The organism is Psychromonas algicola, from assembly GCF_004378355.1.
Classification (GTDB): domain Bacteria; phylum Pseudomonadota; class Gammaproteobacteria; order Enterobacterales; family Psychromonadaceae; genus Psychromonas.
Genome location: NZ_SNUB01000016.1, coordinates 49,177 through 72,452, shown reverse-complemented (window position 1 = coordinate 72,452; position 23,276 = coordinate 49,177). Strand labels below are relative to the sequence as shown.

At 36.8% G+C, this 23,276-nt stretch carries 23 protein-coding genes; 12 read left to right on the top strand and 11 right to left on the bottom strand.

Going from position 1 to position 23,276, the window contains the following annotated elements:
* Positions 1-263: 263 nt before the first annotated feature.
* The 4 genes from E2R67_RS09710 to E2R67_RS09695 all read left to right on the top strand — a co-directional run bounded on the left by E2R67_RS09710 (position 264) and on the right by E2R67_RS09695 (position 4,104).
* Positions 264-848 (top strand): YjaG family protein, encoded by a 585-nt coding sequence (locus E2R67_RS09710; RefSeq protein ID WP_134290755.1) that lies wholly within the window; start codon positions 264-266, stop codon positions 846-848.
* A 155-nt stretch (positions 849-1,003) separates the two neighbouring features.
* The gene (locus E2R67_RS09705) at positions 1,004-1,279 is read left to right on the top strand and encodes an HU family DNA-binding protein (protein ID WP_134290754.1); all 276 of its coding nucleotides are present in this window, start codon (positions 1,004-1,006) and stop codon (positions 1,277-1,279) included.
* A gap of 259 nt (positions 1,280-1,538) precedes the next feature.
* Complete coding sequence (locus E2R67_RS09700; protein WP_134290753.1) at positions 1,539-3,122, top strand: FMN-binding glutamate synthase family protein; 1,584 nt, start codon at positions 1,539-1,541, stop codon at positions 3,120-3,122.
* A gap of 58 nt (positions 3,123-3,180) precedes the next feature.
* The gene (locus E2R67_RS09695) at positions 3,181-4,104 is read left to right on the top strand and encodes a YeeE/YedE thiosulfate transporter family protein (RefSeq protein WP_134290752.1); all 924 of its coding nucleotides are present in this window, start codon (positions 3,181-3,183) and stop codon (positions 4,102-4,104) included.
* Between the two features lie 84 nt (positions 4,105-4,188).
* On the opposite strand, the gene purD is transcribed toward E2R67_RS09695, so the two are convergent.
* The 4 genes from purD to nudC form a co-directional block, all read right to left on the bottom strand.
* The gene (gene purD, locus E2R67_RS09690) at positions 4,189-5,475 is read right to left on the bottom strand and encodes a phosphoribosylamine--glycine ligase (protein ID WP_134290751.1); all 1,287 of its coding nucleotides are present in this window, start codon (positions 5,473-5,475) and stop codon (positions 4,189-4,191) included.
* 321 nt (positions 5,476-5,796) lie between these two features.
* Complete coding sequence (purH, locus tag E2R67_RS09685; RefSeq protein ID WP_134290750.1) at positions 5,797-7,389, bottom strand: bifunctional phosphoribosylaminoimidazolecarboxamide formyltransferase/IMP cyclohydrolase; 1,593 nt, start codon at positions 7,387-7,389, stop codon at positions 5,797-5,799.
* A 335-nt stretch (positions 7,390-7,724) separates the two neighbouring features.
* A complete protein-coding gene (hemE, locus tag E2R67_RS09680) occupies positions 7,725-8,789 on the bottom strand; it encodes a uroporphyrinogen decarboxylase (protein WP_134290749.1) in 1,065 nt (354 codons plus the stop codon).
* Between the two features lie 99 nt (positions 8,790-8,888).
* Positions 8,889-9,695, bottom strand: a complete 807-nt coding sequence (gene nudC / locus E2R67_RS09675; RefSeq protein ID WP_134290748.1) for an NAD(+) diphosphatase — start codon at positions 9,693-9,695, stop codon at positions 8,889-8,891.
* Positions 9,696-9,946: 251 nt separating this feature from the next.
* Here nudC and rsd point away from each other — a divergent pair, with 251 nt between their 5' ends.
* Positions 9,947-10,420 carry a sigma D regulator gene (gene rsd / locus E2R67_RS09670; RefSeq protein ID WP_134290747.1) on the top strand — a complete coding sequence of 158 codons (474 nt, stop codon included), beginning with the start codon at positions 9,947-9,949 and terminating at the stop codon, positions 10,418-10,420.
* Positions 10,421-10,530: 110 nt separating this feature from the next.
* Here rsd and E2R67_RS09665 read toward each other — a convergent pair whose 3' ends face one another.
* Together E2R67_RS09665 and E2R67_RS09660 are read right to left on the bottom strand one after the other, a co-directional pair.
* Positions 10,531-10,872 (bottom strand): DUF3802 family protein, encoded by a 342-nt coding sequence (locus tag E2R67_RS09665; protein WP_134290746.1) that lies wholly within the window; start codon positions 10,870-10,872, stop codon positions 10,531-10,533.
* 81 nt (positions 10,873-10,953) lie between these two features.
* Complete coding sequence (locus E2R67_RS09660; protein ID WP_134290745.1) at positions 10,954-12,327, bottom strand: peptidoglycan DD-metalloendopeptidase family protein; 1,374 nt, start codon at positions 12,325-12,327, stop codon at positions 10,954-10,956.
* 257 nt (positions 12,328-12,584) lie between these two features.
* On the opposite strand from E2R67_RS09660, the gene metK reads away from it, so the two are divergent.
* Together metK and E2R67_RS09650 are read left to right on the top strand one after the other, a co-directional pair.
* Complete coding sequence (gene metK / locus E2R67_RS09655) at positions 12,585-13,733, top strand: methionine adenosyltransferase (RefSeq protein ID WP_134290744.1); 1,149 nt, start codon at positions 12,585-12,587, stop codon at positions 13,731-13,733.
* Between the two features lie 20 nt (positions 13,734-13,753).
* Complete coding sequence (locus tag E2R67_RS09650) at positions 13,754-14,242, top strand: SprT family zinc-dependent metalloprotease (protein WP_134290743.1); 489 nt, start codon at positions 13,754-13,756, stop codon at positions 14,240-14,242.
* A gap of 59 nt (positions 14,243-14,301) precedes the next feature.
* Here the strand turns inward: E2R67_RS09650 and E2R67_RS09645 are convergent, their stop codons facing one another.
* The 3 genes from E2R67_RS09645 to E2R67_RS09635 are packed head-to-tail and all read right to left on the bottom strand — an operon-like array spanning position 14,302 to position 15,947.
* Positions 14,302-15,045 (bottom strand): RNA methyltransferase, encoded by a 744-nt coding sequence (locus E2R67_RS09645; RefSeq protein ID WP_134290742.1) that lies wholly within the window; start codon positions 15,043-15,045, stop codon positions 14,302-14,304.
* Between the two features lie 55 nt (positions 15,046-15,100).
* Positions 15,101-15,568: a ribosomal protein S18-alanine N-acetyltransferase gene (gene rimI, locus E2R67_RS09640; protein WP_243836995.1), complete on the bottom strand. Its 468-nt coding sequence runs from the start codon at positions 15,566-15,568 to the stop codon at positions 15,101-15,103.
* Complete coding sequence (locus tag E2R67_RS09635) at positions 15,552-15,947, bottom strand: DNA polymerase III subunit psi (RefSeq protein WP_134290741.1); 396 nt, start codon at positions 15,945-15,947, stop codon at positions 15,552-15,554. The genes rimI and E2R67_RS09635 overlap by 17 nt, the downstream gene beginning before the upstream one ends.
* 364 nt (positions 15,948-16,311) lie before the next feature.
* Between E2R67_RS09635 and E2R67_RS09630 the strand changes: the two genes are divergently transcribed.
* From E2R67_RS09630 to E2R67_RS09615, 4 genes are all read left to right on the top strand, one after another.
* Positions 16,312-18,018: a dipeptide ABC transporter ATP-binding protein gene (locus E2R67_RS09630; protein WP_134290740.1), complete on the top strand. Its 1,707-nt coding sequence runs from the start codon at positions 16,312-16,314 to the stop codon at positions 18,016-18,018.
* Between the two features lie 79 nt (positions 18,019-18,097).
* Positions 18,098-19,648: an ABC transporter substrate-binding protein gene (locus E2R67_RS09625; protein ID WP_134290739.1), complete on the top strand. Its 1,551-nt coding sequence runs from the start codon at positions 18,098-18,100 to the stop codon at positions 19,646-19,648.
* Between the two features lie 123 nt (positions 19,649-19,771).
* The gene (locus tag E2R67_RS09620) at positions 19,772-20,749 is read left to right on the top strand and encodes an ABC transporter permease (RefSeq protein ID WP_134290738.1); all 978 of its coding nucleotides are present in this window, start codon (positions 19,772-19,774) and stop codon (positions 20,747-20,749) included.
* Position 20,750: 1 nt separating this feature from the next.
* Positions 20,751-21,698: an ABC transporter permease gene (locus E2R67_RS09615; RefSeq protein WP_134290737.1), complete on the top strand. Its 948-nt coding sequence runs from the start codon at positions 20,751-20,753 to the stop codon at positions 21,696-21,698.
* A gap of 76 nt (positions 21,699-21,774) precedes the next feature.
* On the opposite strand, the gene E2R67_RS09610 is transcribed toward E2R67_RS09615, so the two are convergent.
* On the bottom strand, positions 21,775-22,080 hold the full coding sequence (locus tag E2R67_RS09610) for a Fis family transcriptional regulator (RefSeq protein ID WP_208379505.1): 306 nt from the start codon (positions 22,078-22,080) through the stop codon (positions 21,775-21,777).
* Positions 22,081-22,198: 118 nt separating this feature from the next.
* On the opposite strand from E2R67_RS09610, the gene E2R67_RS16630 reads away from it, so the two are divergent.
* Positions 22,199-22,357, top strand: coding sequence for a hypothetical protein (locus E2R67_RS16630; RefSeq protein WP_166739359.1), 159 nt, complete (start codon positions 22,199-22,201; stop codon positions 22,355-22,357).
* Between the two features lie 46 nt (positions 22,358-22,403).
* On the opposite strand, the gene E2R67_RS09605 is transcribed toward E2R67_RS16630, so the two are convergent.
* Positions 22,404-23,147 carry an ion transporter gene (locus E2R67_RS09605; protein WP_243836994.1) on the bottom strand — a complete coding sequence of 248 codons (744 nt, stop codon included), beginning with the start codon at positions 23,145-23,147 and terminating at the stop codon, positions 22,404-22,406.
* Positions 23,148-23,276 lie beyond the last annotated feature (129 nt).

The following is a 23,276-nucleotide window of genomic DNA, read 5'->3' as shown; positions in this document are numbered from 1 at the left end:
GATGTGCGAGCGAGTGCTTCTGAAAGTTCCATAAAAAAATCCCATGACCTTTTGAGTCATAGGATTTTGATCTTCTTACGTTAAAAATCAACTAATTTTTCTTAACTGATCGGCATTAACTTTTTAGTCGCTTTTTTTATGCTTAACTTTTCTAGAACGCCCTGCTTTTGACAATTAAGTATAAAAATCAATAAATAGATAAAGACAGGATCAAAATTTGCCTATAATCTTAACTTCTTTTGAAGGTGCAAATTAGGAACGCTATGTTATCTCTTCCCATTAATGAACAACTCACTAATTTACAAGCTTGGCAACAAAGTGTTTTTTGTATGGCACTTGCAGAGCAAAATCTCACTCATTTCAAAATGTTCAGTCAATCTATTGAAAATGAAGATGGTGTTATTGCAGAAAATATTTTACAACTATTTTGGGAAAAGCTAACCGTAAAAGGCGCCAAAATTAACTTCACTATTCAAGAAGAAAATTTTAATGCCATCATTCCTGAAAGTAGTAATTATGATTTTTATGGTGTTTACCCTGCTGTTGATTATTGCGTAATTGTTAGCTGTATTTTCAATTCTTTTACCACTAAATCTAAAGAAGAAGCGATAAATGCAAGCCAAACTAGTTTCGCGACTATCGCTAGTTTTATAGAATTACAAACCGATCAAGAGATCGATGAAACTGAATTATTACTCGAACCTTTGTTTATTGAACAACTAGAAGTGCAAAAAAATGTGCTCAAAATGATAGATAATGAGCGAAGCCCTGAAGTCATAAAATCAGTTCGTGAATACATAAAATCACTTGAAAGCACCAATATTGGCATCTCAACAGTAGAAAACTAATTTTAAATTTGTGATTTTTAACACATTAAAATAAATAAATTGTATTTTTTCTAATTTTTATTGTGATTATTCTTTACTTACAAGGTTTGAATGCAATACATTATTTAACGTGTTTACACGCTTACGCATCTTTTTATAATAACGGAAGTCAAATAATGAATAAAACTGAACTTGTGGCAGATATCGCAGAGAAAGCAGACCTAACTAAAGTACAAGCTAAAGCAGCTCTAGAACAAATGTTAGCAAGCGTAACTGATAGCCTTAAAGATGGCGAACCAGTTCAACTAATCGGCTTTGGTACATTCAAAGTAAACCACCGTGCAGCACGTGTTGGCCGCAACCCACAAACGGGTGCAGACATTCAAATTAAAGCAGCTAACGTTCCTGCTTTTGTTGCTGGTAAAGCGCTTAAAGAATCTGTAAACAAATAAGCAATTATTTTACTTACAGTAAAAGTATTAAATTATCACCGCTAAGATTATTTTATGATCAAGCCTGTTAATTTAACGTTTTTATAATATTTATAAGCCCTCATTGTTGAGGGCTTTTTTTATCCCTTTAAATTCTCTTTTTACTTTTTCTCAAAAAGACCAATAACAAAAAACTCTTCCTGTTATTTTATTTGAAATAAAAATCATACTGCTTCGGTCTATCTATTGACAAATTTAATGAAAAATAAGGCCCCCTAATATGACAATACGTCAACACTTCGTAACATTTATGTTTACATCGCTAATTTTAGTCGCGTTATTATCGCTATTATCAACTGCTTGGTTATGGGTTTTAGTAATATTAGCGCCCATCATTTTAATCGGCTTATACGATATGCTTCAAACCAAGCAATCAATTCGTCGTTTATATCCTGTCTTCGGTCGTTTTAGATACTTATTAGAATCAATTAGACCTGAAATACAACAATATTTTGTTGAATCTGATACCAGTGGAACTCCTGTTCCTCGCGAGTTCAGATCTTTAATCTACCAACGTTCAAAGGGAGATCGAGATACCCGCCCTTTTGGTACTATTTTCGATACAAATCGTGCTGGTTATGAGTGGGTTAATCATTCAATGCAACCTAAACATCTAACAGATCTAGATCCAAGGGTTAAGTTTGGTGGTCCAGACTGCCTACAGCCTTATATGGCCTCTCCATTGAACATTTCTGCAATGAGCTACGGTGCATTAAGTAAAAACGCTATAATGGCCCTTAATAAAGGCGCTAAGATCGGTGGCTTTTCTCACAATACAGGTGAAGGAAGCATGAGTCCGTATCATCTAGAACATGGCGGCGATATCATATGGCAAATCGGTACCGGTTATTTTGGTTGTAGAGATGCGGTAGGTAACTTTAACCCAGAGACTTTCAAAAAGAACGCATCAAATGATGTTGTTAAAATGATAGAAATAAAAATGTCGCAAGGTGCAAAACCAGGTCACGGTGGCATTTTACCAGCAGCTAAACTTACTGAAGAAATTGCATTAATACGTCATGTACCTATGGGCGAAGATGTTGTCTCTCCGCCTTCTCATAGTGCTTTTTCAACGCCTACAGAACTATTACACTTTGTAAAACAACTACGTGAACTATCTGCAGGTAAACCTATTGGTTTCAAATTATGTATTGGCCGACGTGATGAATTCCTTGCCATTTGTAAAGCGATGATAGAAACAGGTATTACGCCAGACTTTATTACCGTTGATGGTGGCGAAGGCGGGACAGGTGCAGCACCAACAGAGATGACAAACTCAGTGGGAACACCTATTAGAGATGCGTTAGTTTTCGTTAATAATGCGCTGATAGGATTTGGATTAAGAAACAAAATTCGTATTATTGCTTCAGGTAAAATGTTTTCAGCATTCCATATACTAAGAGCCATTGCATTAGGGGCTGACACAGTAAACTCAGCTCGCGGTATGATGTTGTCGTTGGGTTGTATTCAAGCTCGTACTTGTAATAGCGACCATTGCCCAACAGGTATCGCAACGCAAAACCCTTCGCGCAATAAAGCAATTGTAGTAACAGATAAAGCACAACGTGTTGCTAACTTCCAACGAGAAACCGTTACAAATCTAGTTGAGTTAGTCGGTGCTGCCGGGCTTAACGGCATACATGAGCTTAAACCTAAGCACATTAACCGTCGAGTACAAGGCACGGATGTTAAGAATTACGCTCAGCTTTACCCAACTATCGCTGAAAATGCTTTATTGGATGAGGCAACCATTCCTGAAGATTGGCGTTACGATATGCAAGAAGCCAAAGCGTCTTCTTGGTAATCAATATTAAAAGAGAGCTTACGGGCTCTCTACTTTTTTCTTATTAATTGGATTCATTATGTTACTGAGTCTTGTTTTATTAGCTGTGATTGCCATGGGTTACCTTGCCCAAGCAACCGGTTTATGTATGTTTAAAGGGGTTAACGAATGGCGGCAAGGAAATAAAGAGCACCTCATTGCTATTTTGTTAAGTGGCGTATTAGTTTGGGTTTCTACGCTTTTTGCTTACTTAACCGATATTCCCTTTCATTTTAGAATCTATGAACTTAACACTTGGTTTCTATTGGGCGGCTTTTTGTTTGGTTTAGGCACTGCATTTAATAAAGGCTGTGGCATTTCAACTTTAACCAAATTAACTAAAGGCGATATAAAGATGTTAGCCACCATTACAGGCTGGTTAGTTGGATGGACAATCTTTGCCTATTGGGCACCAGAGAGAGGCTTGATAGAAGCGCCTTTACTGAAAATATCTCACTATTTATTATTTAGCACGATTTCTGTTGGCTTGGTTATTTGGGTTTCCTTCGGCGACAACAAAAGAAAGCAACTTTGGTTCAGCATGCTCAGCATTGGCCTTCTATCTGGGTTTATTTACCTTTATCAACCTAAATGGTCACCTAACGCTTTATTAAGTAATTTAAGCAAAGCATTTCTCGATAATCAATTACACCAATGGCCTTCATTAGAGCAATATCTATTTTTTATTGCATTACTTATTGGAATGTTTTTAGGCGCATGGAATAGAAAGAAATTTTTATTTATCGCTTCAAGCTTTAGGTATTGGATATTACATCTGTTAGCAGGGATCTTGATGGGCATTGGAGCATCGATAGCACTTGGTGGAAATAGCGTCCAATTATTGTTAGCAATCCCAACGCTATCTCCCGCGGGCTTTATTTCTGTAGGCGGAATATTAGTAGGAATATGGTCAGGCATACAAATTCAAAAATATTTAAACAATCAGCCAAATGACAAAATATGATTGGTATGACTATAAAAAAAAGCACCAGAAGGTGCTTTTTTTATAATTAACAACGTCAGCTTGCACCAACTTAACTAGCAAAAGTTATTTGTTATTTTCACGTGCTATAGCACGATAAGCAATGTCATTACGATGGAACATGCCATCCCAACTAATTTGCTTAACTAACTCATACGCTTTTTGTTGCGCTTCTGTCACTGTATTGCCCAATGCCGTTGCACAAAGCACTCGACCACCGCTAGTCACGACTTGACCATTTTTTTCAGCGGTACCAGCATGGAACACTTTAAGTCCTTCAGACGCTTCTGGGATACCTGAAATAACATGTCCTTTGCTGTAATCCGCAGGATAACCACCAGCCGCTAATACAACACCAATTGCCGCACGAGAGTCAAACTCAGCAACCATATCTTCAAGTTCGCCATTAACGCCCGCTAAACATAAAGTAACTATGTCAGACTTCATACGTAACATGATTGGTTGTGTTTCAGGATCACCAAAGCGACAGTTGTATTCAATGACTTTAGGTGTACCGTCGGCCATGATCATCAGACCAGCATAAAGAAAACCAGTATAAGTATTCCCCTCAGCAGCCATACCTTCAACGGTAGGTCGGATCACTAAATCCATAATGCGATCATGCATTTCAGGCGTGACGACAGGCGCAGGCGAATAAGCGCCCATACCACCAGTGTTAGGTCCTGTATCACCATCACCTACACGTTTATGATCTTGGCTTGTTGCCATTGGTACAATGTTTTTACCATCAACCATCACGATAAATGAAGCTTCTTCGCCATCTAGAAATTCTTCGATAACAACACGATGTCCCGCTTCACCAAAAGCATTGCCCGCTAACATATCTTGAATAGCATCTTCCGCTTCTTGTAATGTCATCGCAACGATCACGCCTTTACCCGCTGCAAGGCCGTCAGCCTTAATCACAATCGGAGCACCTTTTTCACGAACGTAAGCTAAAGCAGGTTCAATTTCAGTAAAGTTTTGGTACCAAGCCGTTGGGATATCATGACGCGCTAGAAAGTCTTTAGTGAATGCTTTAGAGCCTTCTAACTGTGCAGCGCCTTTCGTTGGGCCAAAACACGCTAACTTAGCTTCACGAAATGCATCAACGACACCAATAACTAAAGGCGCTTCTGGGCCTACAATTGTTAACTCAACATTATTGTCTTGTGCAAAAGCAACTAAAGCATCAATGTCTTCAACACCAATGTTGACGTTTTTAACTTTATTTTCTAATGCTGTACCTGCATTACCCGGTGCAACGAAGATATTTTTTACTTGTTCATTTTGTGCCACTTTCCATGCTAATGCATGCTCACGACCACCATTACCAATAATCAGTACATTCATTCGTTTTCCTCACGTAAGACAGTACGTCGCGATTTAATGCTATTTCAGCGTCAAAAGTACTCATTTAGCGCGCTAAACTCCGTGCTTTTTCCTTGAACTAACATTAAATTGCTTAGTTCTGACTCACTGCAATTCTTTAATAATAATTTAAAAAGGTTTGTTGTCTTTTACTAAGTGATTTCATTTTAAATCAAGGTAAAAGATTAATTAGGTTAGCTCAACGCCAGTTGGTTCGAGGTCAAGGAAGAAGCGCGGAGCTTGCTACTGCAAGTGAGCACTTCTGACGCAGAGATCGAATCAACTGGCTAAGAGATATCCTGATTAGTGGCGGAAGTGACGCATTCCCGTGAATACCATCGCCATATTGTGTTCGTCGGCAGCGGCGATAACTTCATCATCACGCATTGAACCACCAGGCTGAATCACACAGCTAATGCCAGCTTCTGCTGCTGCATCAATACCGTCACGGAATGGGAAGAATGCATCCGATGCCATGACTGAACCTTCAACAACTAGATTCTCATCCGCCGCTTTAATTCCAGCAATTTTAGCACTATAAACACGGCTCATTTGACCTGCGCCTACACCCACTGTTGTACTATTTTTAACGTAAACAATCGCATTTGATTTTACAAATTTAGCCACTTTCCAGCTAAATAACAAATCAGTCATTTCAGATTCTGTTGGTTGACGTTTAGATACCACTTTAAGGTCAGCTAAATCCACCATACCTTGGTCACGATCTTGTACTAACAATCCACCGTTTACACGTTTAATATCAAACTCAGTAGTTTTGTCAGCCCATTCGCCACATGCTAATAAACGTAGGTTCTTTTTAGCTGCAATAATCGCAACGGCTTCATCGCTCACTGATGGCGCAATAATTACTTCAACAAATTGACGAGAGGTAATTGCTTCAGCTGTTGCAGCATCTAATTCGCGGTTAAATGCGATAATACCCCCAAAGGCAGACGTTGGGTCAGTTTTGTATGCACCTTCATAAGCATCAAGAATGTTACCTGCAACCGCAACACCGCATGGATTTGCGTGTTTAACAATCACACATGCAGGCTCAGAGAATTCTTTAACACATTCTAATGCAGAGTCGGTGTCTGCGATGTTGTTATAAGATAATGCTTTACCTTGTAATTGAGTCGCTGTAGATACAGACGCTTCTTGAATATTGTTTTCAACATAGAAAGCAGCCGCTTGATGAGAATTTTCACCGTAACGCATATCTTGTTTCTTTTGGAATTGAGCATTGAAAGTACGTGGGAATTTTGATTCCTCATCACCTTCTTTGTTTTCACCATAGCTTGGCACCATAGTACCGAAGTAATTAGCAATCATACCGTCGTATTGTGCAGTATGTTCGTAAGCCGCGATCGCTAAATCAAAACGTGTTTTGTAAACTAAACTACCGTTATTTTCAGCCATTTCAGATAAGATGCGAGAATAATCAGATGCATTCACAACAATTGCAACGTCTTTATGGTTTTTTGCCGCAGCACGTACCATTGTTGGACCACCGATATCGATATTCTCAATCGCGTCTTCTAATGTACAGTCTGGGTTTGCTACTGTTGCAGCAAATGGATATAGGTTAACAACAACCATATCGATGGCTTCGATATCGTTTGCAGCCATAATTGCTTCATCGATACCACGACGAGCAAGAATACCGCCATGAATTTTAGGGTGTAATGTTTTTACACGGCCATCCATCATTTCAGGAAATCCAGTGTAATCAGAAACTTCTGTTACTTTGATATTGTTATCAGCTAATAATTTACACGTACCACCTGTTGATAAAAGCTCAACACCTTTATCAGCTAGTTCACGTGCAAACTCTACAATACCAGTTTTATCAGAAACACTGATCAGCGCGCGTTTAATTGCTCGGTTATTTTCCATTATCTTTCACATTCCTCGGTTAATGTTTTCATGGGTGAAAAACTCAAATGATTGGAGTTTTCTAAAAAGTAGAACTTGGGCGGCATTCTACCCGAAATGAAAACATTTTATTTACTTTGTTGCATAAAAGTACAAAAAAATTCACTTAATAAATGTAATAACAAAGGTTTAAAGGTAAAAATAAAGCGAACAACCTAAAAGCAACCTTTTAATCACGCCACTCTTGACCAATCGGACAAGAAAAAACCTGTTTCTTGATGCTTGTAGCAAGGATCCTGTACAAATAAAAAAACATGCCGAAGCATGTCTTTAATCGTCTAAATACTACAGTTTTGTTAACCGTGATAAATGCCACTCAATTCATGCACAGCATCTACAAATACTTTGGCGTTCTCAGGTGGAACATCTAAATGAATACCATGCCCTAAGTTAAATACGTGTCCAGTCCCTTTCCCGTAGCCTTCAAGAATTGTTGCGACTTCTTGACGAATACGCTCAGGTGAAGCATATAACATTGATGGATCCATATTGCCTTGAAGAGCAACTCGTGAGCCAACACGCGCTCTTGCTTCTTTAATATCAATTGTCCAATCTAAACCAATGGCGTCACACCCAGTGTCAGCAATCTGCTCAATCCATTGGCCACCATTTTTGGTAAATAAAGTAACAGGGATTTTTTGACCATCATAATTACGTGTTAAACCATCAACTATTTTTGCCATATATTGTAATGAGAAGTCTTTATAATCACGTGGGGATAAAATACCGCCCCAAGTGTCAAACACCATCACAGATTGCGCACCCGCTGCAATTTGAGCATTTAAGTAATCTATGACAGAATCCGCTAATTTATCTAATAATAAATGTAATGTTTGTGGTTCTGCAAAGGCCATTTTTTTGATTTTAGTGAAAAATTTTGAACCGCTGCCTTCTATCATATAAGTAGCTAATGTCCATGGACTACCAGAGAAGCCAATTAACGGCACTTCGCCTTTCAAGTCACGGCGAATAGTACGCACTGCGTTCATGACATATTGTAATTCGCCCTCAGGGTCAGGCATGATCAAATTCTCAACGTCTTTTTTACAACGAATAGGACGTTCGAATCGAGGTCCTTCACCTTCTGAAAAATATAAGCCTAAGCCCATTGCATCGGGAATAGTCAAAATATCAGAAAATAAAATAGCAGCATCTAAATCAAAACGACGTAAAGGTTGTAACGTCACTTCACACGCTAAATCCGCGTTACGACATAACGACATGAAATCACCCGCTTGCGCGCGTGTTGCTTTATATTCTGGTAAATAACGGCCAGCTTGACGCATCATCCAAACAGGAGTTTTATCAACTTCTTGCTTTAATAAAGCACGAATATAACGGTCGTTTTTTAATTCTGTCATTGTTAACCTTTTCAATCTATTAGGAGGCGGTATCTTTTACTGTCTCATGTTTAAGAGCTTACATTATCATGCAAAGCGAGTTATCACGGGTAATTAACTTTAGCGACAACGTTTTAGTGTTTTTTCAATTAATTTACGTGCAATAGTGCCATGGCGAGGAATAACAGGTAAATCGTCAATATCATACCAATGTGCTTCAATTAACTCATTAGGGTCTACTTGAATTTCACCAGAATCATAATCTGCGATAAACCCCATCATTAAAGAATGTGGGAATGGCCATGGTTGGCTAGACACGTATTGGATATTTTTTATTTTTATCCCCACTTCCTCAAAGACTTCGCGTTCCACGCAAGCTTCCAACGTTTCTCCTGCTTCTGTAAATCCAGCTAGCGTTGTATACATAGGACGCTCGGCATTTTGATGGCGATTATGTAACGCCAATAGTATTTTTTTCTTGTGGCGAATAGCAACGATAATACAAGGCGAAACGCGAGGATATGCACGATGTTGGCAGTGATAACATTTCATTGCAATTTCCCAATCAATTCTTTGCATTTTTTGGCCACATTGACCGCAAAATTGATGAGTTTTATAAAAGAGTGCAATTTGAAAAGCACGTCCTGCCATATCAAATAATTTATCAGCTACATTGCCGAGTAATGAACGTAAAGTAACGTACTCACCTAAACCAACATCTAAATTTGCTTCAACTTCAATAAGATAACAAGGTGAATTTTGATATTGTCCCAGTAAGACTTTATTATCAATAAGACCGTTTGGAAAAGGTAAATCACTTATAGTGCCAAAAGGAATATAATCCCCTCTGTCTAATGCCACTATTTTTCCTTCAGACAAAATAAACCACCAAGCGTTTCCATCTATAGTTTGTTTTATTTCTGTCATGCTCAATACTCGTTTCTTTGAATTGGTTTGGATGTTTTAATTATAACAAACTTAGACTCAACAATGTTGCTTTAACAAACTAAAGGTTAAAAATTGTTTCATCGATAAAAACCGTTATGATACAGAATCATAACGGTTACGACTAAAGTTTTACACTTTGGATTTTTACAATGGGTATAAGCTCACAGTAATTTTTTTCTGTTATATATAAAATAAATGTATATTATTATGTTCTTTTCTCAGGAGGTTTTATGCTTACCAAACTCGCGCATGCAAAAGAAGAATGGGGTGGCACACTTTCTGTGTTGGATAAATGGTTAGATAGTCGCCAAAAAATAGTCATTTTATATTGTCAATTAGCGGGTCTTCCACCTTATCAAAAAGAAAAGCGTGGATTACCAGAGCAAGCTTTAATTACAGAGTTTTGCCAAAGTTTATTAGATTATGCTTCAACGGGACACTTTGAAGTTTACGAACAAATAATTGAGACTTCAAAGCTTCATGGCGAAGAAAACTTAAAAATTGCACAGGAGTTGTACTCTCGTATTAATACAACCACAGATACGGCATTAAATTTTAATGATAACTATGCAGAAAATGCAACGGAACAGAAGTTATTAAACTTTGACGATGATTTATCTGAGTTAGGTCAAATCATGGAAAGTCGCTTTGAACGTGAAGATCAACTGTTAGAGATCATTCACTTACACCACACATTAGCTTAAATAATTAAGCTAAGTCCGAATAGCAAAAAACCAATCCTAATGGATTGGTTTTTTATTTTTAAGATTTTTAAAAGTAGCTTTTAAAAGGCTTAATGGCTCAAAATATTTGTTTATAAATTATTAACTTGAGAATCTAAACTATTTTTTAACAATAAAAAATACTCTTCAATAAATTCTTTTTGCTCAGGCGTTGCGGCATTATTCCAATGCATTCCTAATATTTGCTCAATATCATCAACCAAACGATCACCTTCAGCAACTACCGTTAAGCGTACTTCATTACTTAATTGTGTTTGTTGAGAACAAAAGCTCATTAACATATCAGCGACTTGATCAGTGACTATATCCGAAATGGGAGTTCCGCTTGCAGTATTTGACTTGCCTTCAAATATATTTAAATTATCTGCAAAATATCCAATACATGCGTCATATGCATCGCTTTTTAATAACATGAGCTCTCCTTAAATTAATTATCTCTTCTACTATAGACTAAAATTAATAATATTAAGTTTATCAGTTAAAATGCGACATTTTTATTTAATTTCGCCCATTTCACGTAAAAATAAATCGCGACGTTTATTAAATGCTGCTTTCTCTTTTTTCGATACTTCCTGTGATAAAGGTAAATTAACCTTCATTGGATCCACTGGTTTATTATAAACATGAAATTCATAATGCAAATGAGGCCCTGTCGAACGCCCTGTATTACCGGAGCGACCAATTAATTGCCCCATTTCAACTCGTTGACCTTTACGCACTAGAATTTTACTTAAGTGTAAAAAGCGTGAAGTATATTTACGACCGTGTTTTATAACAATATAGTTACCAGCAGCTGGATGATAATAAGCACTGGTAACGACACCATCACCAACAGAATAAACACGAGTACCTACTTTAGCTCTAAAATCAGTTCCATTATGCGGGCTAATTCTTTTGGTTACAGGATGTAAACGACGAGGATTGAAACGAGAAGTCACGTAGTGTTTACCATTTATTGGATAACGACGATAAGCCTTACTTAAGCCTTTCCCATTTTTATCGTAATAACGTCCATCTTCATGCAAAAATGCAGTATAAGTAGCAGAGCGAGTTTTAATAATAGTCGCGAGCACTTCACTATCAAAACTATAAACACCATCAATATATTTTTTAGCAACAAGCACTTGGAAAGAGTCGCCAGCTCGTAACTCTCTATTAAAATTAATTTTATCCTGTAGCGCACCAGATATTTGTTGAATTTGACCAACAGACAATCCTGCTTTTTTTGCGCTCACATAAAAACTACCAATCACACTACCTTGATAATAGTTATTACGCCATTCCCCTTCTTTTACTTCTAAATGAGGAACATAAGCCCCATCTTTTAAGGTGAAACTTAATGTATGAGCACGATCTACAATGATTTTTAAGGACAATAATTGATTTTTAGGGTTTATCAATAACTGGACTTTTTGCCCTGGAAATAGGTTACCTAAGCGTAAGTATTCAGTATCAGCTTCTTGAAGTTCTTGTAAAACAGCTGCAGATAAACCTTCCTTTGAGAAAATACCACTTAACGTATCACCAGCTGCAATAGTAATTTCAACTTCTCTATTGCCAGAAAAGTCAGGAAACAATTTAGCACTACTTTCACGAATGGCTGTTAATGGTTGAGCGATTGCATATTTACCTTTTAAAGAATCACTAGCAGGTAATATCAGTTCGCGCTTAATAGGTTTATCGATAATAATTTCAGTAGGAATTAAACTAACAATTAATACAAAAGCACATAACGAAGCGATGAGCAGAATATGGATACGTGGCAAGCTGGAAAATAAACGAGGTAGACCACGAATAAAGCTAGGCAAACTACAAAAAGAAGAAAGCAATATTTTCAGAAAAAACTTTAATTGAAGCAACAGAAGCATAAAAATCTCAATAATACAGAGCAGACAGAAACCGGAAAAAACAAAAATGCAGCATATTGTAGCTCTATTGCATACACATTTAAGTAAATATATTGATTTTAAACCTTATTGACTATCAAAGTCATCAAACAGTTCATCTTAATATCAAATAATAAGGTGTTAATCATCATAAAAGAATGTATTATAGACGTCTAGATGTAAAAACATCCAAAGAATTTAGTTAAATAAGAACTTAAATAGAATATATAGGAGCACATATGTCTCGTGATTTATTTACTTCAGAATCAGTTTCTGAAGGTCATCCAGATAAAATCGCCGATCAAATCTCTGATGCGGTACTTGATGCAATTTTAGAGCAAGACCCAAAAGCACGAGTTGCTTGTGAAACTTATGTAAAGACTGGCATGGTCATGGTCGGTGGTGAAATTACTACTGATGCATGGGTTGATATTGAAGAAATTACTCGTAATACAGTGCGTGAAATTGGTTATACAAGTTCAGAAATGGGCTTTGATGCCGACTCTTGTGCTGTATTAAATGTTGTCGGTAAACAATCTCCAGATATCAATCAAGGTGTTGACCGTTCAGATCCACGCGAACAAGGTGCTGGTGACCAAGGTTTAATGTTTGGTTACGCGACTAATGAAACAGAAGTTTATATGCCTGCACCTATCACTTATGCTCATCGCCTTGTAAAAAAACAGGCTGAAGTTCGTAAAAGTGGTCAACTAGACTGGTTACGTCCAGATGCTAAGAGTCAAGTCACCTTTGCTTACGACCAAGGAAAAATTGTTGGTATTGATGCTGTTGTACTTTCTACACAGCACCGTGAAGATATTAAGCAATCAGACTTAGTTGAAGCGGTAATGGAAGAGATCATTAAGCCTGTATTACCAGCAGAATTATTATCAGAACGCACTAAATTCCATATCAATCCAACAGGTCGCTTTGTCATTGGTGGTCCAGTAGGTGATTGTGGATTAACAGGTCGCAAGATCATCGTTGATACTTACGGCGGTACAGCTCGTCACGGTGGTGGTGCATTTTCAGGTAAAGATCCATCAAAAGTTGACCGTAGTGCCGCGTATGCAGCACGTTATGTGGCCAAAAATATCGTAGCGGCTGGTTTAGCAGATCGTTGTGAGATTCAAGTATCATATGCAATTGGTGTTGCAGAACCAACTTCAATTAGTGTTGAAACATTTGGTACTGAAAAAGTAGCAAAAGATTTGATCGTTAGCTTAGTGAGTGAGCATTTTGATTTACGCCCTTACGGCCTGATTGAAATGTTAGATTTAATCAAACCTATCTACAAAGAAACGGCAGCATACGGACACTTTGGGCGTGAACAATTCCCATGGGAATCATTAGACAAAGTTGAAGACTTAAAAGCAGCAGCATTTTAAATCTTATATAAAGAAGACTAATGTTAACGTTCGAAGATAAAAAAGCACTCGCAGTGAAAGGTGAAGATTGTTTCATTTTAGCCGAGTGCTTTTTTGATCGAGCTTTCCCACGTCCAACTTACTTTTTTAATCAACGCGGACGCAGTGCAGGGAGTGCATATTTACAGAAAAACATACTTAAGTTTAATCCTATTTTGTATCTACAAAATAAAGAGATTTTCCTTGAGCAAGTTGTCGCTCATGAAATAGCTCATCTCATCACTTATCAGTTATTTGGTAAAGTCAGGCCTCACGGTAAAGAGTGGCAAAATATAATGACGCAAGTTTTTAAACTGCCAGCGAGTACAACTCATCAACTGGATATTACAGATGTACAAGGAAAGTTATTTGATTATCGCTGCGCCTGCTCTGAACATCAGTTGACTATTCGCCGACATAATAAAGTAGCAAAAGGCACTCATTATTTGTGTAGGAAATGCAAAACACCACTCAAATTCAATGGTGTTTAAATTGTTATTTATTTTTTATTCGCTTTTCTTAATCGCTAATGAATAGCAGTAACTTAACATTAGCGCTTAAAGTTATCTAAAATAATTCCCGTTGCCATCGCTACATTTAATGATTCAGCTTGTCCGAAATTAGGAATGGTAATTTTATGAGTAACAAATTTTCCAACAGCTTCAGAAATACCATGAGATTCACTTCCCATCACAATAAATGCACTGCTTGATAATTTACTTTTATGAATATTTTCTCCTTCTAAAAAAGCACCATAAATAGGCGTATTTTGAGAAGCGAGATATTCTGTTAAGTCTGTATGGCTAACTTGTACGCGAGCAAAAGAGCCCATAGTAGCTGCGATTACTTTAGGGTTATAAAGATCGGCACAATCAGTACTACAAACAATTTTTTTAATCCCATACCAATCTGCCACACGTATAATTGTCCCTAAGTTACCAGGATCGCCAACTTGGTCTAACACTAGAATAAGCTCATTATGAGTAATTTCTGGCACTTCAGATGTTTTACATTTTACAATCGCAATAACACTATTGTTGGTTTTCAAGGTTCCAGCTTTTTGTAATTCTTCAGCTGTACTGTCAATGGTAAGCCCGACTAATTGCTTAGCACTTAATAAACTTGCTTGTTTATTAATATAGTCTGTTGTTGCAAATAAATTAACGATCTCAAAATCAGATTCGAATAATTCAGCAACATTTTTTTCACCTTGCACTAGAAATAGGCCAGATTTTTTACGTTGCTTCTTTTGATCTAAAGAATGAATAAGTTTTAACTGATTTTTAGAAATCATAAAAATTCCAAATTATAAATAACAACAACTCACCACTATAAATTACAGTATATGGCTATTGTATGTAACAACACATCACAATGGCATCTTCTCGACCATTTTCAGCAGGGTAATAAGCAGGACGAATATCCACTTCTACAAAATCTAACTTTTGATAAATAGCAATAGCGGATTGGTTTGATGCTCTTACTTCTAACCAAATTTCCTGCTGCTCTAACTTGTGTGAAAACTGTATTAAATAAGTTAACAATTTTTGCCCGAGCCCTTTCCCTTGGTATTTAGGCGCAATCGCAATATTAAGCAAAGTTACTTCTCCAGCAACATAACTTGCAATAAAGTAACCGATTATTTCATCTTCAATAATAAGTATATGATTGATATAACGCTTACCAAAATTACTTAAAAAGAGTTTTTCTGACCACGGGTGACTATGCGCCGCACATTCAATGGTCAAAACAGCGGGAATATCTGTAACGGCCATTGCAATAATGGAAGGATTTAAAAGATTATTGTTGATAGGCACAGAATTGTTTCCACAATGATTTTTTAGCTGAAGGAGTGTTATTGAGCTCAGCCAAAGAAGGTGAATATAATAGCTGACAATGTGGAGAAACTTCTATTTCACCTAAGGTTGACCATATTAATTTAGGCAATGTGCCTTGCTGATTTTCAAACTGATTCAATGAACAATAAACAACGCTATCTCTCTCAATACCGAATGCGTTAATAATTGCTTTCATTAATGCATGATTTTTATCTTGCTCCGTGCACACCACTAATAATTTATATACAGATAAGTTGAGTTGTTTCAGCTCTTTTTCTGTTGTAAATAATGCCGGTTTTCGCACTTGCCAATGGGAGATCCCCATTTCTTGTAAAAAAACAGCCTGTCGATGTTTCATAACCAGCCCGAGATAAAAAGTATCAATGAATTAAAAAGCAAATATAACATTGAATAAGATAGGAGCGAAATTTTACGCTTTAAAAATTCATCAACAAATTACCCTATAAATACTTAATCTTTATATAAACAGATATTTATTAGATTTAAAATATTGAAAATTTAATTTTAGGACTGTTGAAAGTTTAAACTTGTAACAAAAAACAGCTTCAACAAGCATGATCTAGATCACACAAATAATTCTTCTAAGATATAACTTTATTGCATTACACTGCAATAAGGGTACCTTAATACGCTTTCCGTCACAAAATAAAAGTAGATACAGGTTTAATAAGACTAATTTTAAACTTGTAGGGATCCACTAAATGTCATTATTAGAAGTCAAAAACCTACGCATTGAATACCCTTCACGATTCGGGACTCATGCAGCAGTAAAATCATTATCTTTCTCTATTAACCGTGGCGAAATTGTCGGCGTCGTAGGTGAGTCTGGAGCAGGAAAGTCTACTGTAGGTAATGCCATTATCGATTTATTGAGCCCTCCAGGAGTAATCGCTGGCGGTGAAGTGTTTTTAGACGGAGAACAAATATCAGGCCTAACACTTGAGCAAATGCGCAAAATACGCGGCAATAAAATTGGTTTTATTTTCCAAGATCCAATGACATCGCTCAATCCGCTTTTTACTGTTGAGCAACAATTACTTGAAACTATTCATGCTAATTTAGAAGTCACTCAAGAAGAAGCTTTAGCACGTGCAATTAGTTTAATGGAACAAGTTGGCATCCCAGAAGCTGAAGTACGTATTAAACAATATCCTCACCAATTCTCTGGTGGTATGCGACAACGTGTAGTGATTGCAATAGCCTTATCGGGCGAACCAGATCTTATTATAGCCGATGAACCAACCACAGCTTTAGATGTTTCTATTCAAGACCAAATTCTGACTCTTATCCGCAACTTATGCATTGAGAAAAATGTAGGGTGTATGCTAGTAACCCATGATATGGGCGTAGTCTCTAATGTCACCGATAAAGTGGCTGTTATGTATCGTGGCGATTTAGTTGAATTTGGTGAAACCGCTAAAGTATTAGGCGATCCAGACCATGAATATACACGTAGTTTAATTTCAGCGGTACCTCGTTCAGATAGAAAGTTAGATCGCTTTCCTTTGGTAAGTTACATTGAAGAAGCGCATGAACATCAAGCATTAGACATTAAGAATCATTGGTTAGGTCAAAGTGAAGAGCAGCGTAGCTATGAAGGCCCGCTTTTAAACGTGGAAAATGTCAGTTTAAAATTTCTAACTAAAGATTCTTTCTTTGAAAGTAAACGTGAATATGTTGAAGCCAACAAAAATGTAAGCTTTAGTATTAATGAAGGTGAAACCTTTGGTTTAGTTGGTGAATCAGGCTCAGGTAAGTCAACAATTGCACGAGTTATCACAGGTTTATTTCCACCGAATGAAGGTAAAATCACTTTTGAAGGCATTGATTTAACAGCAATAAAATCAGAGAGTGAACGCCGCCCTATTCGTCGTCAAATGCAGATGGTATTTCAAAATCCATACACTTCAATGAATCCTAGAATGAAGATTTATGACATCATTGCAGAGCCAATCCGTTTCCATAAACTAGCAACAAGCGAATCGCAGATACAACAAATTGTATTTGATTTATTAGACCATGTTGGTTTAGGTAGAATGGCTGCCGTTAAATACCCGCATGAATTTTCAGGTGGTCAACGTCAACGTATCTCTATTGCTCGCGCATTAGCAACACGCCCACGCTTATTAATTTGTGACGAGCCCACTTCTGCATTAGATGTATCAGTACAAGCACAAATTCTAAATCTACTTAAAGATTTACAAGACGAATTAAACTTAACCATGCTATTTATTAGCCATGATTTACCTGTAATACGCCAAATGTGTGATCGTATTGGTGTGATGCAGAAAGGCCAGTTATTAGAAGTAAATGAAAGTGAACAATTGTTTACTCAACCAGAACATCCTTATAGCCAGCATTTGATTTCGTTAATGCCTGAGTTTAAAGGGTTAAGAAGTAGCATTTAAACTTGCTGCTTTATGCTCGACCACAATGAAAAATAATAAAAACAATAATCGAAAGTATTTTTTCACCAAGGAGTTGTAAATGAAATTTTTTAAAACAAAACTAGCTGTCGCATTACTTGCATCAGGTTTAACTTTCTCAGCCGCTGCCGCTGATATTACTGTTGCATATGATTCAGACCCAGTAACACTTGACCCACATGAGCAACTTTCAGCAGGTGTGTTACAAATGTCGCACATGCTATTTGATCCACTTATTCGTTTCACTCAAAAATTAGAGTTTGAACCGCGTTTAGCGACAAAGTGGGAACGTATCGATGAAAAAACATTCCGTTTTACACTACGTAAAGGCGTAACTTTCCATTCAGGAAACAAACTAACTGCTGATGATGTGGTATGGACATTTAACCGTCTAAAAACATCTCAAGACTTCAAAGGTATCTTTGCACCTTTTGAGAAAGTAAAGAAAATTGACGATTACACATTTGATCTTGTTTCTTTTGACGCTTTCCCGTTAGTACTTCATACAGCAACTTACTTATTCCCAATGGATAGCAAGTTCTACTCGGGCAAAATTGATGGCGTTGATAAATCAATCATTATCAAACACGGTAACTCTTTCTCTTCAACAAATGTATCAGGTACAGGTCCATACATTGTTACATCTCGTGAACAAGGTGTAAAAGTTGAGTTTAAACGCTTTGATAAATACTGGGATACTAATTCTCCAGGTAACGTAGATAACATCACTTTAGTACCAATCAAAGAAAACGCGACACGTGTTGCGGCACTATTATCAGGTGATGTGGATATGATTTATCCAGTAGCACCTAATGACCAAAAACGTGTAGAACGTACTAAAAATATCGACTTAGTAACACTAGGTGGAACACGTATTATTGAGCTACAAATGAACCAAAATTCAAATGAAGCATTAAAAGATGTACGTGTTCGTCAAGCGATTGTGTATGCAATCAACAATGATGCAATCGTTAAGAAAATCATGAAAGGTTTCGCGACAACAGCTGGCCAACAAGGCCCTGAAGGTTATGCAGGTTACGACGCAAGTCTAACACCACGTTTCGACCTTAAAAAAGCGAAACAATTGATGAAAGAAGCCGGTTATGAAAAAGGCTTTAAATTATCAATGATGGCACCTAATAACCGTTACGTTAACGATGCTCAAATTGCACAAGCAACGGCGTCAATGTTATCAAAAATCGGTATCACAGTTGATTTGAAAACAATGCCAAAAGCACAATACTGGCCTGAGTTTGATAAATGTTCTGCAGATATGATGATGATTGGTTGGCATGCAGATACAGAAGATTCTGCAAACTTTTCAGAATTCTTAACAATGACACGTAACGCAGAAACAGGTAAAGGCGCATACAACTGTGGCCACTACTCAAATGCAAAAGTGGATGAGTTAGTAGAAAAATCAAATGTTGAAACAGATCCAGCGAAACGTTCTGCAATGTTACAAGAAGTTGAAAAAATTCTTTATAACGAAGCGGCATTCGTTCCACTACACTGGCAGAACCTTGCTTGGGGTGCGAAATCTAACGTAAACATTACACCAATTGTTAACTCAATGAACTTCCCTTACTTTGGTGACCTTGTTGTAAAATAAGTCGTTAAATAAGTAAGTGGTTAGACAAGGAGGTTATGAATTCATACCCTCCTTTAATATATTTTAACTGTAATAAAAACACCCTCATTTCGAGGGTGTTTATAAATTGATAGGAAACAACTGATGTTTACCTTTTTGGTCCAGCGACTGTTTCAGGCATTTATTGTAATGTTTGTGATCAGCCTAGTCGCATTTGCAATCCAAGATAACCTAGGCGATCCACTTCGAGAAATGGTAGGCCAATCTGTATCAGAAGCAGAGCGACAAACCTTACGTGATGAACTTGGTTTAAATGACCCTTACATTACCAAATATGCACGTTTTGTGACTAATGCCGTACAAGGTGATTTAGGTACTTCTTATACCTTTAAACGTCCAGCGGTAGGGCTAATTTTAGACAAATTACAAGCAACACTAGAACTTGTTTTTGGTGCTGCAATTATTATTATCGTGGTCTCAATTCCACTCGGTGTTTATTCCGCAATCCACCCCAAAAGCGTGTGGACGAAAATAATCATGGCATTCAGTAGTATCGGTATTTCAATCCCGGTCTTTTTAACCGCTATTATACTTATGTATATATTTGCCATTGAACTACAGTGGCTGCCTTCCTATGGCCGTGGAGAAACGGTTTCGGTACTTGGTTGGGAAACAGGTTTCTTAACTTCTGATGGCTTATTACACCTCGTATTACCGTGTATTTCTCTGGCTTCTATTATGTTGCCTTTATTTATTCGTTTAGTGCGCTCAGAAATGTTAGAGGCATTAAGCTCTGAATATGTAAAATTTGCGACGGCTAAAGGCTTAGCAATGAATAAAATTTATTACCAACATGCCCTTAAAAACACAATGTTACCTGTATTAACAGTAGGTGGTGTTCAAATTGGTACTATGGTTGCCTACACCATTTTAACTGAAACTGTTTTCCAATGGCCGGGAACAGGTTATTTATTTTTAGACGCGATTAACCGTGTAGATACACCATTAATTACGGCTTATGTTATTGTGGTGGGTCTTATTTTTGTGATCACTAATACTATCGTTGATCTGTTATACGGCGTAGTGAATCCAACCGTTAATATCACTGGCAAAGGAGCATAATATGAATACTATTACAGAACAAAATGCAGCTCCATCTCGCTGGCAACGTATTAAGGATTCAGATTTCCTTTATCACTTTAAACGCGACAAAGTAGCAATGCTTAGTTTTGCTTTATTTGTAACGTTTTTAATTGCAGCTTTATTTGCTCCATTAATTTCGCCTACTAATCCTTATGATTTAACATCGATTGATTTAATGGATTCTGAGTTACCTCCTTCATGGTTAGAAGACGGTAATGTACGATTCCTACTAGGCACAGACGATCAAGGTCGAGATATTTTATCAACCATATTATATGGGTCGAGATTATCATTGACGATTGGTTTCTTAGCCGTTGCAGTACAGCTAATCTTAGGCATTATTATTGGTTTATCAGCAGGCTACTACGGTGGTCGTATCGATAGCTTCCTAATGCGTTTTGCAGACGTACAACTTTCATTCTCAACTATGATGGTCGCTATTATTATTACCGCAATTTTTAAAGCAAGTTTTGGTGCTGAATTTTTTGCTGATTATGCCGTAGTGATGTTAGTGGTGATCATTGGTGTGGCTGAATGGCCGCAGTACGCACGTACTATTCGAGCATCAGTATTAGCAGAAAAGAAAAAAGAATATGTAGAAGCTGCACAGGTGATGGGATTTAGATCCATACGGATCATGTTCCGTCATATCTTACCTAACTGTTTATCGCCTATTCTTGTTATCTCAACGGTACAAGTCGCCAATGCAATCATGTCTGAAGCTGCGTTATCTTTCTTAGGTTTAGGTTTACCGGTAGACCAACCTTCTTTAGGTGCTTTGATTAGTATTGGCTTTAAATACATATTCTCTGGCGCATGGTGGATCACCATCTTCCCAGGTATTGTATTAATTAGCTTAGTCTTAGTGATTAACTTATTAGGAGATTGGTTACGTGATGTATTCAATCCAAAAATCTATAAAGGTTAATTGATTAGCTAAATAGTTAATAAACTAAAGCCAGCAAATTTGCTGGCTTTTTTATAGCGGAAAATCAGTCGAAGTGTTACGCGACTGTATAAGTAATTTGTTTATCAGCATTTTTTAGTTTGATATTAATGCTCGTTAATTTAGCCTCGATGTTTTTTTTCAACATACGGTCTTGTTGAGAACGCTTTAATTCATCGATATCTGATCGTGACATAAAGGCGCAAATGATCTGTAACGAATTAGGGAAACTATCGTAATTCACTTTATGCGTGAGCCATTGGTAACCTTCAATATTCTCAAGCGCAAAATGGCACACTTCAGTTAAAGATTGACGTAACTGATTTTCAATTTTTTTATCTGTTTTTCTCATCGTTTTATTCATTTACTCAGATTCACTTCATTAAAAAGTAAATCGTATTAGTTAGAAGAATTTCTTATTATCGTTTTGATTCAAGCTTGTTAATAATAACGCCTTGAATAATTAATTAAGTAGAAAGAGTATGTTTAAAACACCTATTATTATTACCTTAGTCATGCTGTCCGTGATCATTGCGACCTTAAGCAATGGTATTATTGCCGCTGCTTGCTCACTATTTGCCTTCTCACTTTTATTCTATTTAGTAAGTACTGAAAAAAAACATAAGTCTCATCGAGATTAAAAAACCAACTTATTTGCATTAAGTTGGCTTTAGATTTTCTATCCTACTATTTTTGTAATAATGCTTTAATTTCAGCAAGCTCTTGCTTCAATTCTTTCATTGATGGCTCATCAGAATCTTTCTTTAATAAATCAGCTTCTATCTGACGCTCTTGCTCTAGAACATTTACCACGATACCAATCACCATATTTAAAAAAGCAAACGCGGTAAAGAAGATAAAAGTAAGATAATAAAACCAAGACAAAGAATAAACAGTCATCGTTTCATACATAACGTCAGTCCAATCTTCAAAAGTCATGACACGAAATAAAGTTAACAGACTAACCGCAATATCTCCCCATAAATCAGGATTAATTGCTGCAAAGAATGTTGTCCCCACCGCTGCATAAATATAGAAAATAATAAACATGAGCAACATGACATAACCTAATTGCGGTAAAGCTTTAACTAATGAATTAATTAAAATACGCAACTCTGGAATAATTGAAACCATACGTAATACACGGAAGATACGAACCAGACGTCCTAAGACCGCTAATTCACTGTCTTCAATAGGAATTAAACTAACCAATACAATAAAGGTATCAAACACATTCCAGGCATTATGAAAAAAACGTTTTTTATTAGGCTCGCCAATAAAACGAATAATGATTTCAATTAAGAAAATAACTGTGATGGTAATATCTAAGACAGATAGAACTTGATAGGTAGTAGCAGACACTTGGTAACTGTTTGCTCCAATCATTAATGCTGAAAAGATAATAATTGAAATAACAAACAGCTCGAACATTTTGTTATTTCTAATACTATAAAATTGGCGTTGTAACCTGCCGAACTTGGAAGTGATTAAATTTTTATCAATTGATTTGTCGAACTTTGTCATCTCTGTGCTACCCGAATTAATAATTACTCGCATAGC

What these genes read in the sequence shown, in the direction of transcription:
- E2R67_RS09710 (WP_134290755.1), top strand. Translation starts at nt 264, where the DNA reads ATGTTATCTCTTCCCATTAATGAACAACTCACTAATTTACAAGCTTGG.
- E2R67_RS09705 (WP_134290754.1), top strand. Translation starts at nt 1,004, where the DNA reads ATGAATAAAACTGAACTTGTGGCAGATATCGCAGAGAAAGCAGACCTA.
- E2R67_RS09700 (WP_134290753.1), top strand. Translation starts at nt 1,539, where the DNA reads ATGACAATACGTCAACACTTCGTAACATTTATGTTTACATCGCTAATT.
- E2R67_RS09695 (WP_134290752.1), top strand. Translation starts at nt 3,181, where the DNA reads ATGTTACTGAGTCTTGTTTTATTAGCTGTGATTGCCATGGGTTACCTT.
- purD (WP_134290751.1), bottom strand. Translation starts at nt 5,475, where the DNA reads ATGAATGTACTGATTATTGGTAATGGTGGTCGTGAGCATGCATTAGCA.
- purH (WP_134290750.1), bottom strand. Translation starts at nt 7,389, where the DNA reads ATGGAAAATAACCGAGCAATTAAACGCGCGCTGATCAGTGTTTCTGAT.
- hemE (WP_134290749.1), bottom strand. Translation starts at nt 8,789, where the DNA reads ATGACAGAATTAAAAAACGACCGTTATATTCGTGCTTTATTAAAGCAA.
- nudC (WP_134290748.1), bottom strand. Translation starts at nt 9,695, where the DNA reads ATGACAGAAATAAAACAAACTATAGATGGAAACGCTTGGTGGTTTATT.
- rsd (WP_134290747.1), top strand. Translation starts at nt 9,947, where the DNA reads ATGCTTACCAAACTCGCGCATGCAAAAGAAGAATGGGGTGGCACACTT.
- E2R67_RS09665 (WP_134290746.1), bottom strand. Translation starts at nt 10,872, where the DNA reads ATGTTATTAAAAAGCGATGCATATGACGCATGTATTGGATATTTTGCA.
- E2R67_RS09660 (WP_134290745.1), bottom strand. Translation starts at nt 12,327, where the DNA reads ATGCTTCTGTTGCTTCAATTAAAGTTTTTTCTGAAAATATTGCTTTCT.
- metK (WP_134290744.1), top strand. Translation starts at nt 12,585, where the DNA reads ATGTCTCGTGATTTATTTACTTCAGAATCAGTTTCTGAAGGTCATCCA.
- E2R67_RS09650 (WP_134290743.1), top strand. Translation starts at nt 13,754, where the DNA reads ATGTTAACGTTCGAAGATAAAAAAGCACTCGCAGTGAAAGGTGAAGAT.
- E2R67_RS09645 (WP_134290742.1), bottom strand. Translation starts at nt 15,045, where the DNA reads ATGATTTCTAAAAATCAGTTAAAACTTATTCATTCTTTAGATCAAAAG.
- E2R67_RS09635 (WP_134290741.1), bottom strand. Translation starts at nt 15,947, where the DNA reads ATGAAACATCGACAGGCTGTTTTTTTACAAGAAATGGGGATCTCCCAT.
- E2R67_RS09630 (WP_134290740.1), top strand. Translation starts at nt 16,312, where the DNA reads ATGTCATTATTAGAAGTCAAAAACCTACGCATTGAATACCCTTCACGA.
- E2R67_RS09625 (WP_134290739.1), top strand. Translation starts at nt 18,098, where the DNA reads ATGAAATTTTTTAAAACAAAACTAGCTGTCGCATTACTTGCATCAGGT.
- E2R67_RS09620 (WP_134290738.1), top strand. Translation starts at nt 19,772, where the DNA reads ATGTTTACCTTTTTGGTCCAGCGACTGTTTCAGGCATTTATTGTAATG.
- E2R67_RS09615 (WP_134290737.1), top strand. Translation starts at nt 20,751, where the DNA reads ATGAATACTATTACAGAACAAAATGCAGCTCCATCTCGCTGGCAACGT.
- E2R67_RS09610 (WP_208379505.1), bottom strand. Translation starts at nt 22,080, where the DNA reads ATGAATAAAACGATGAGAAAAACAGATAAAAAAATTGAAAATCAGTTA.
- E2R67_RS16630 (WP_166739359.1), top strand. Translation starts at nt 22,199, where the DNA reads ATGTTTAAAACACCTATTATTATTACCTTAGTCATGCTGTCCGTGATC.
- E2R67_RS09605 (WP_243836994.1), bottom strand. Translation starts at nt 23,147, where the DNA reads ATGTTCGAGCTGTTTGTTATTTCAATTATTATCTTTTCAGCATTAATG.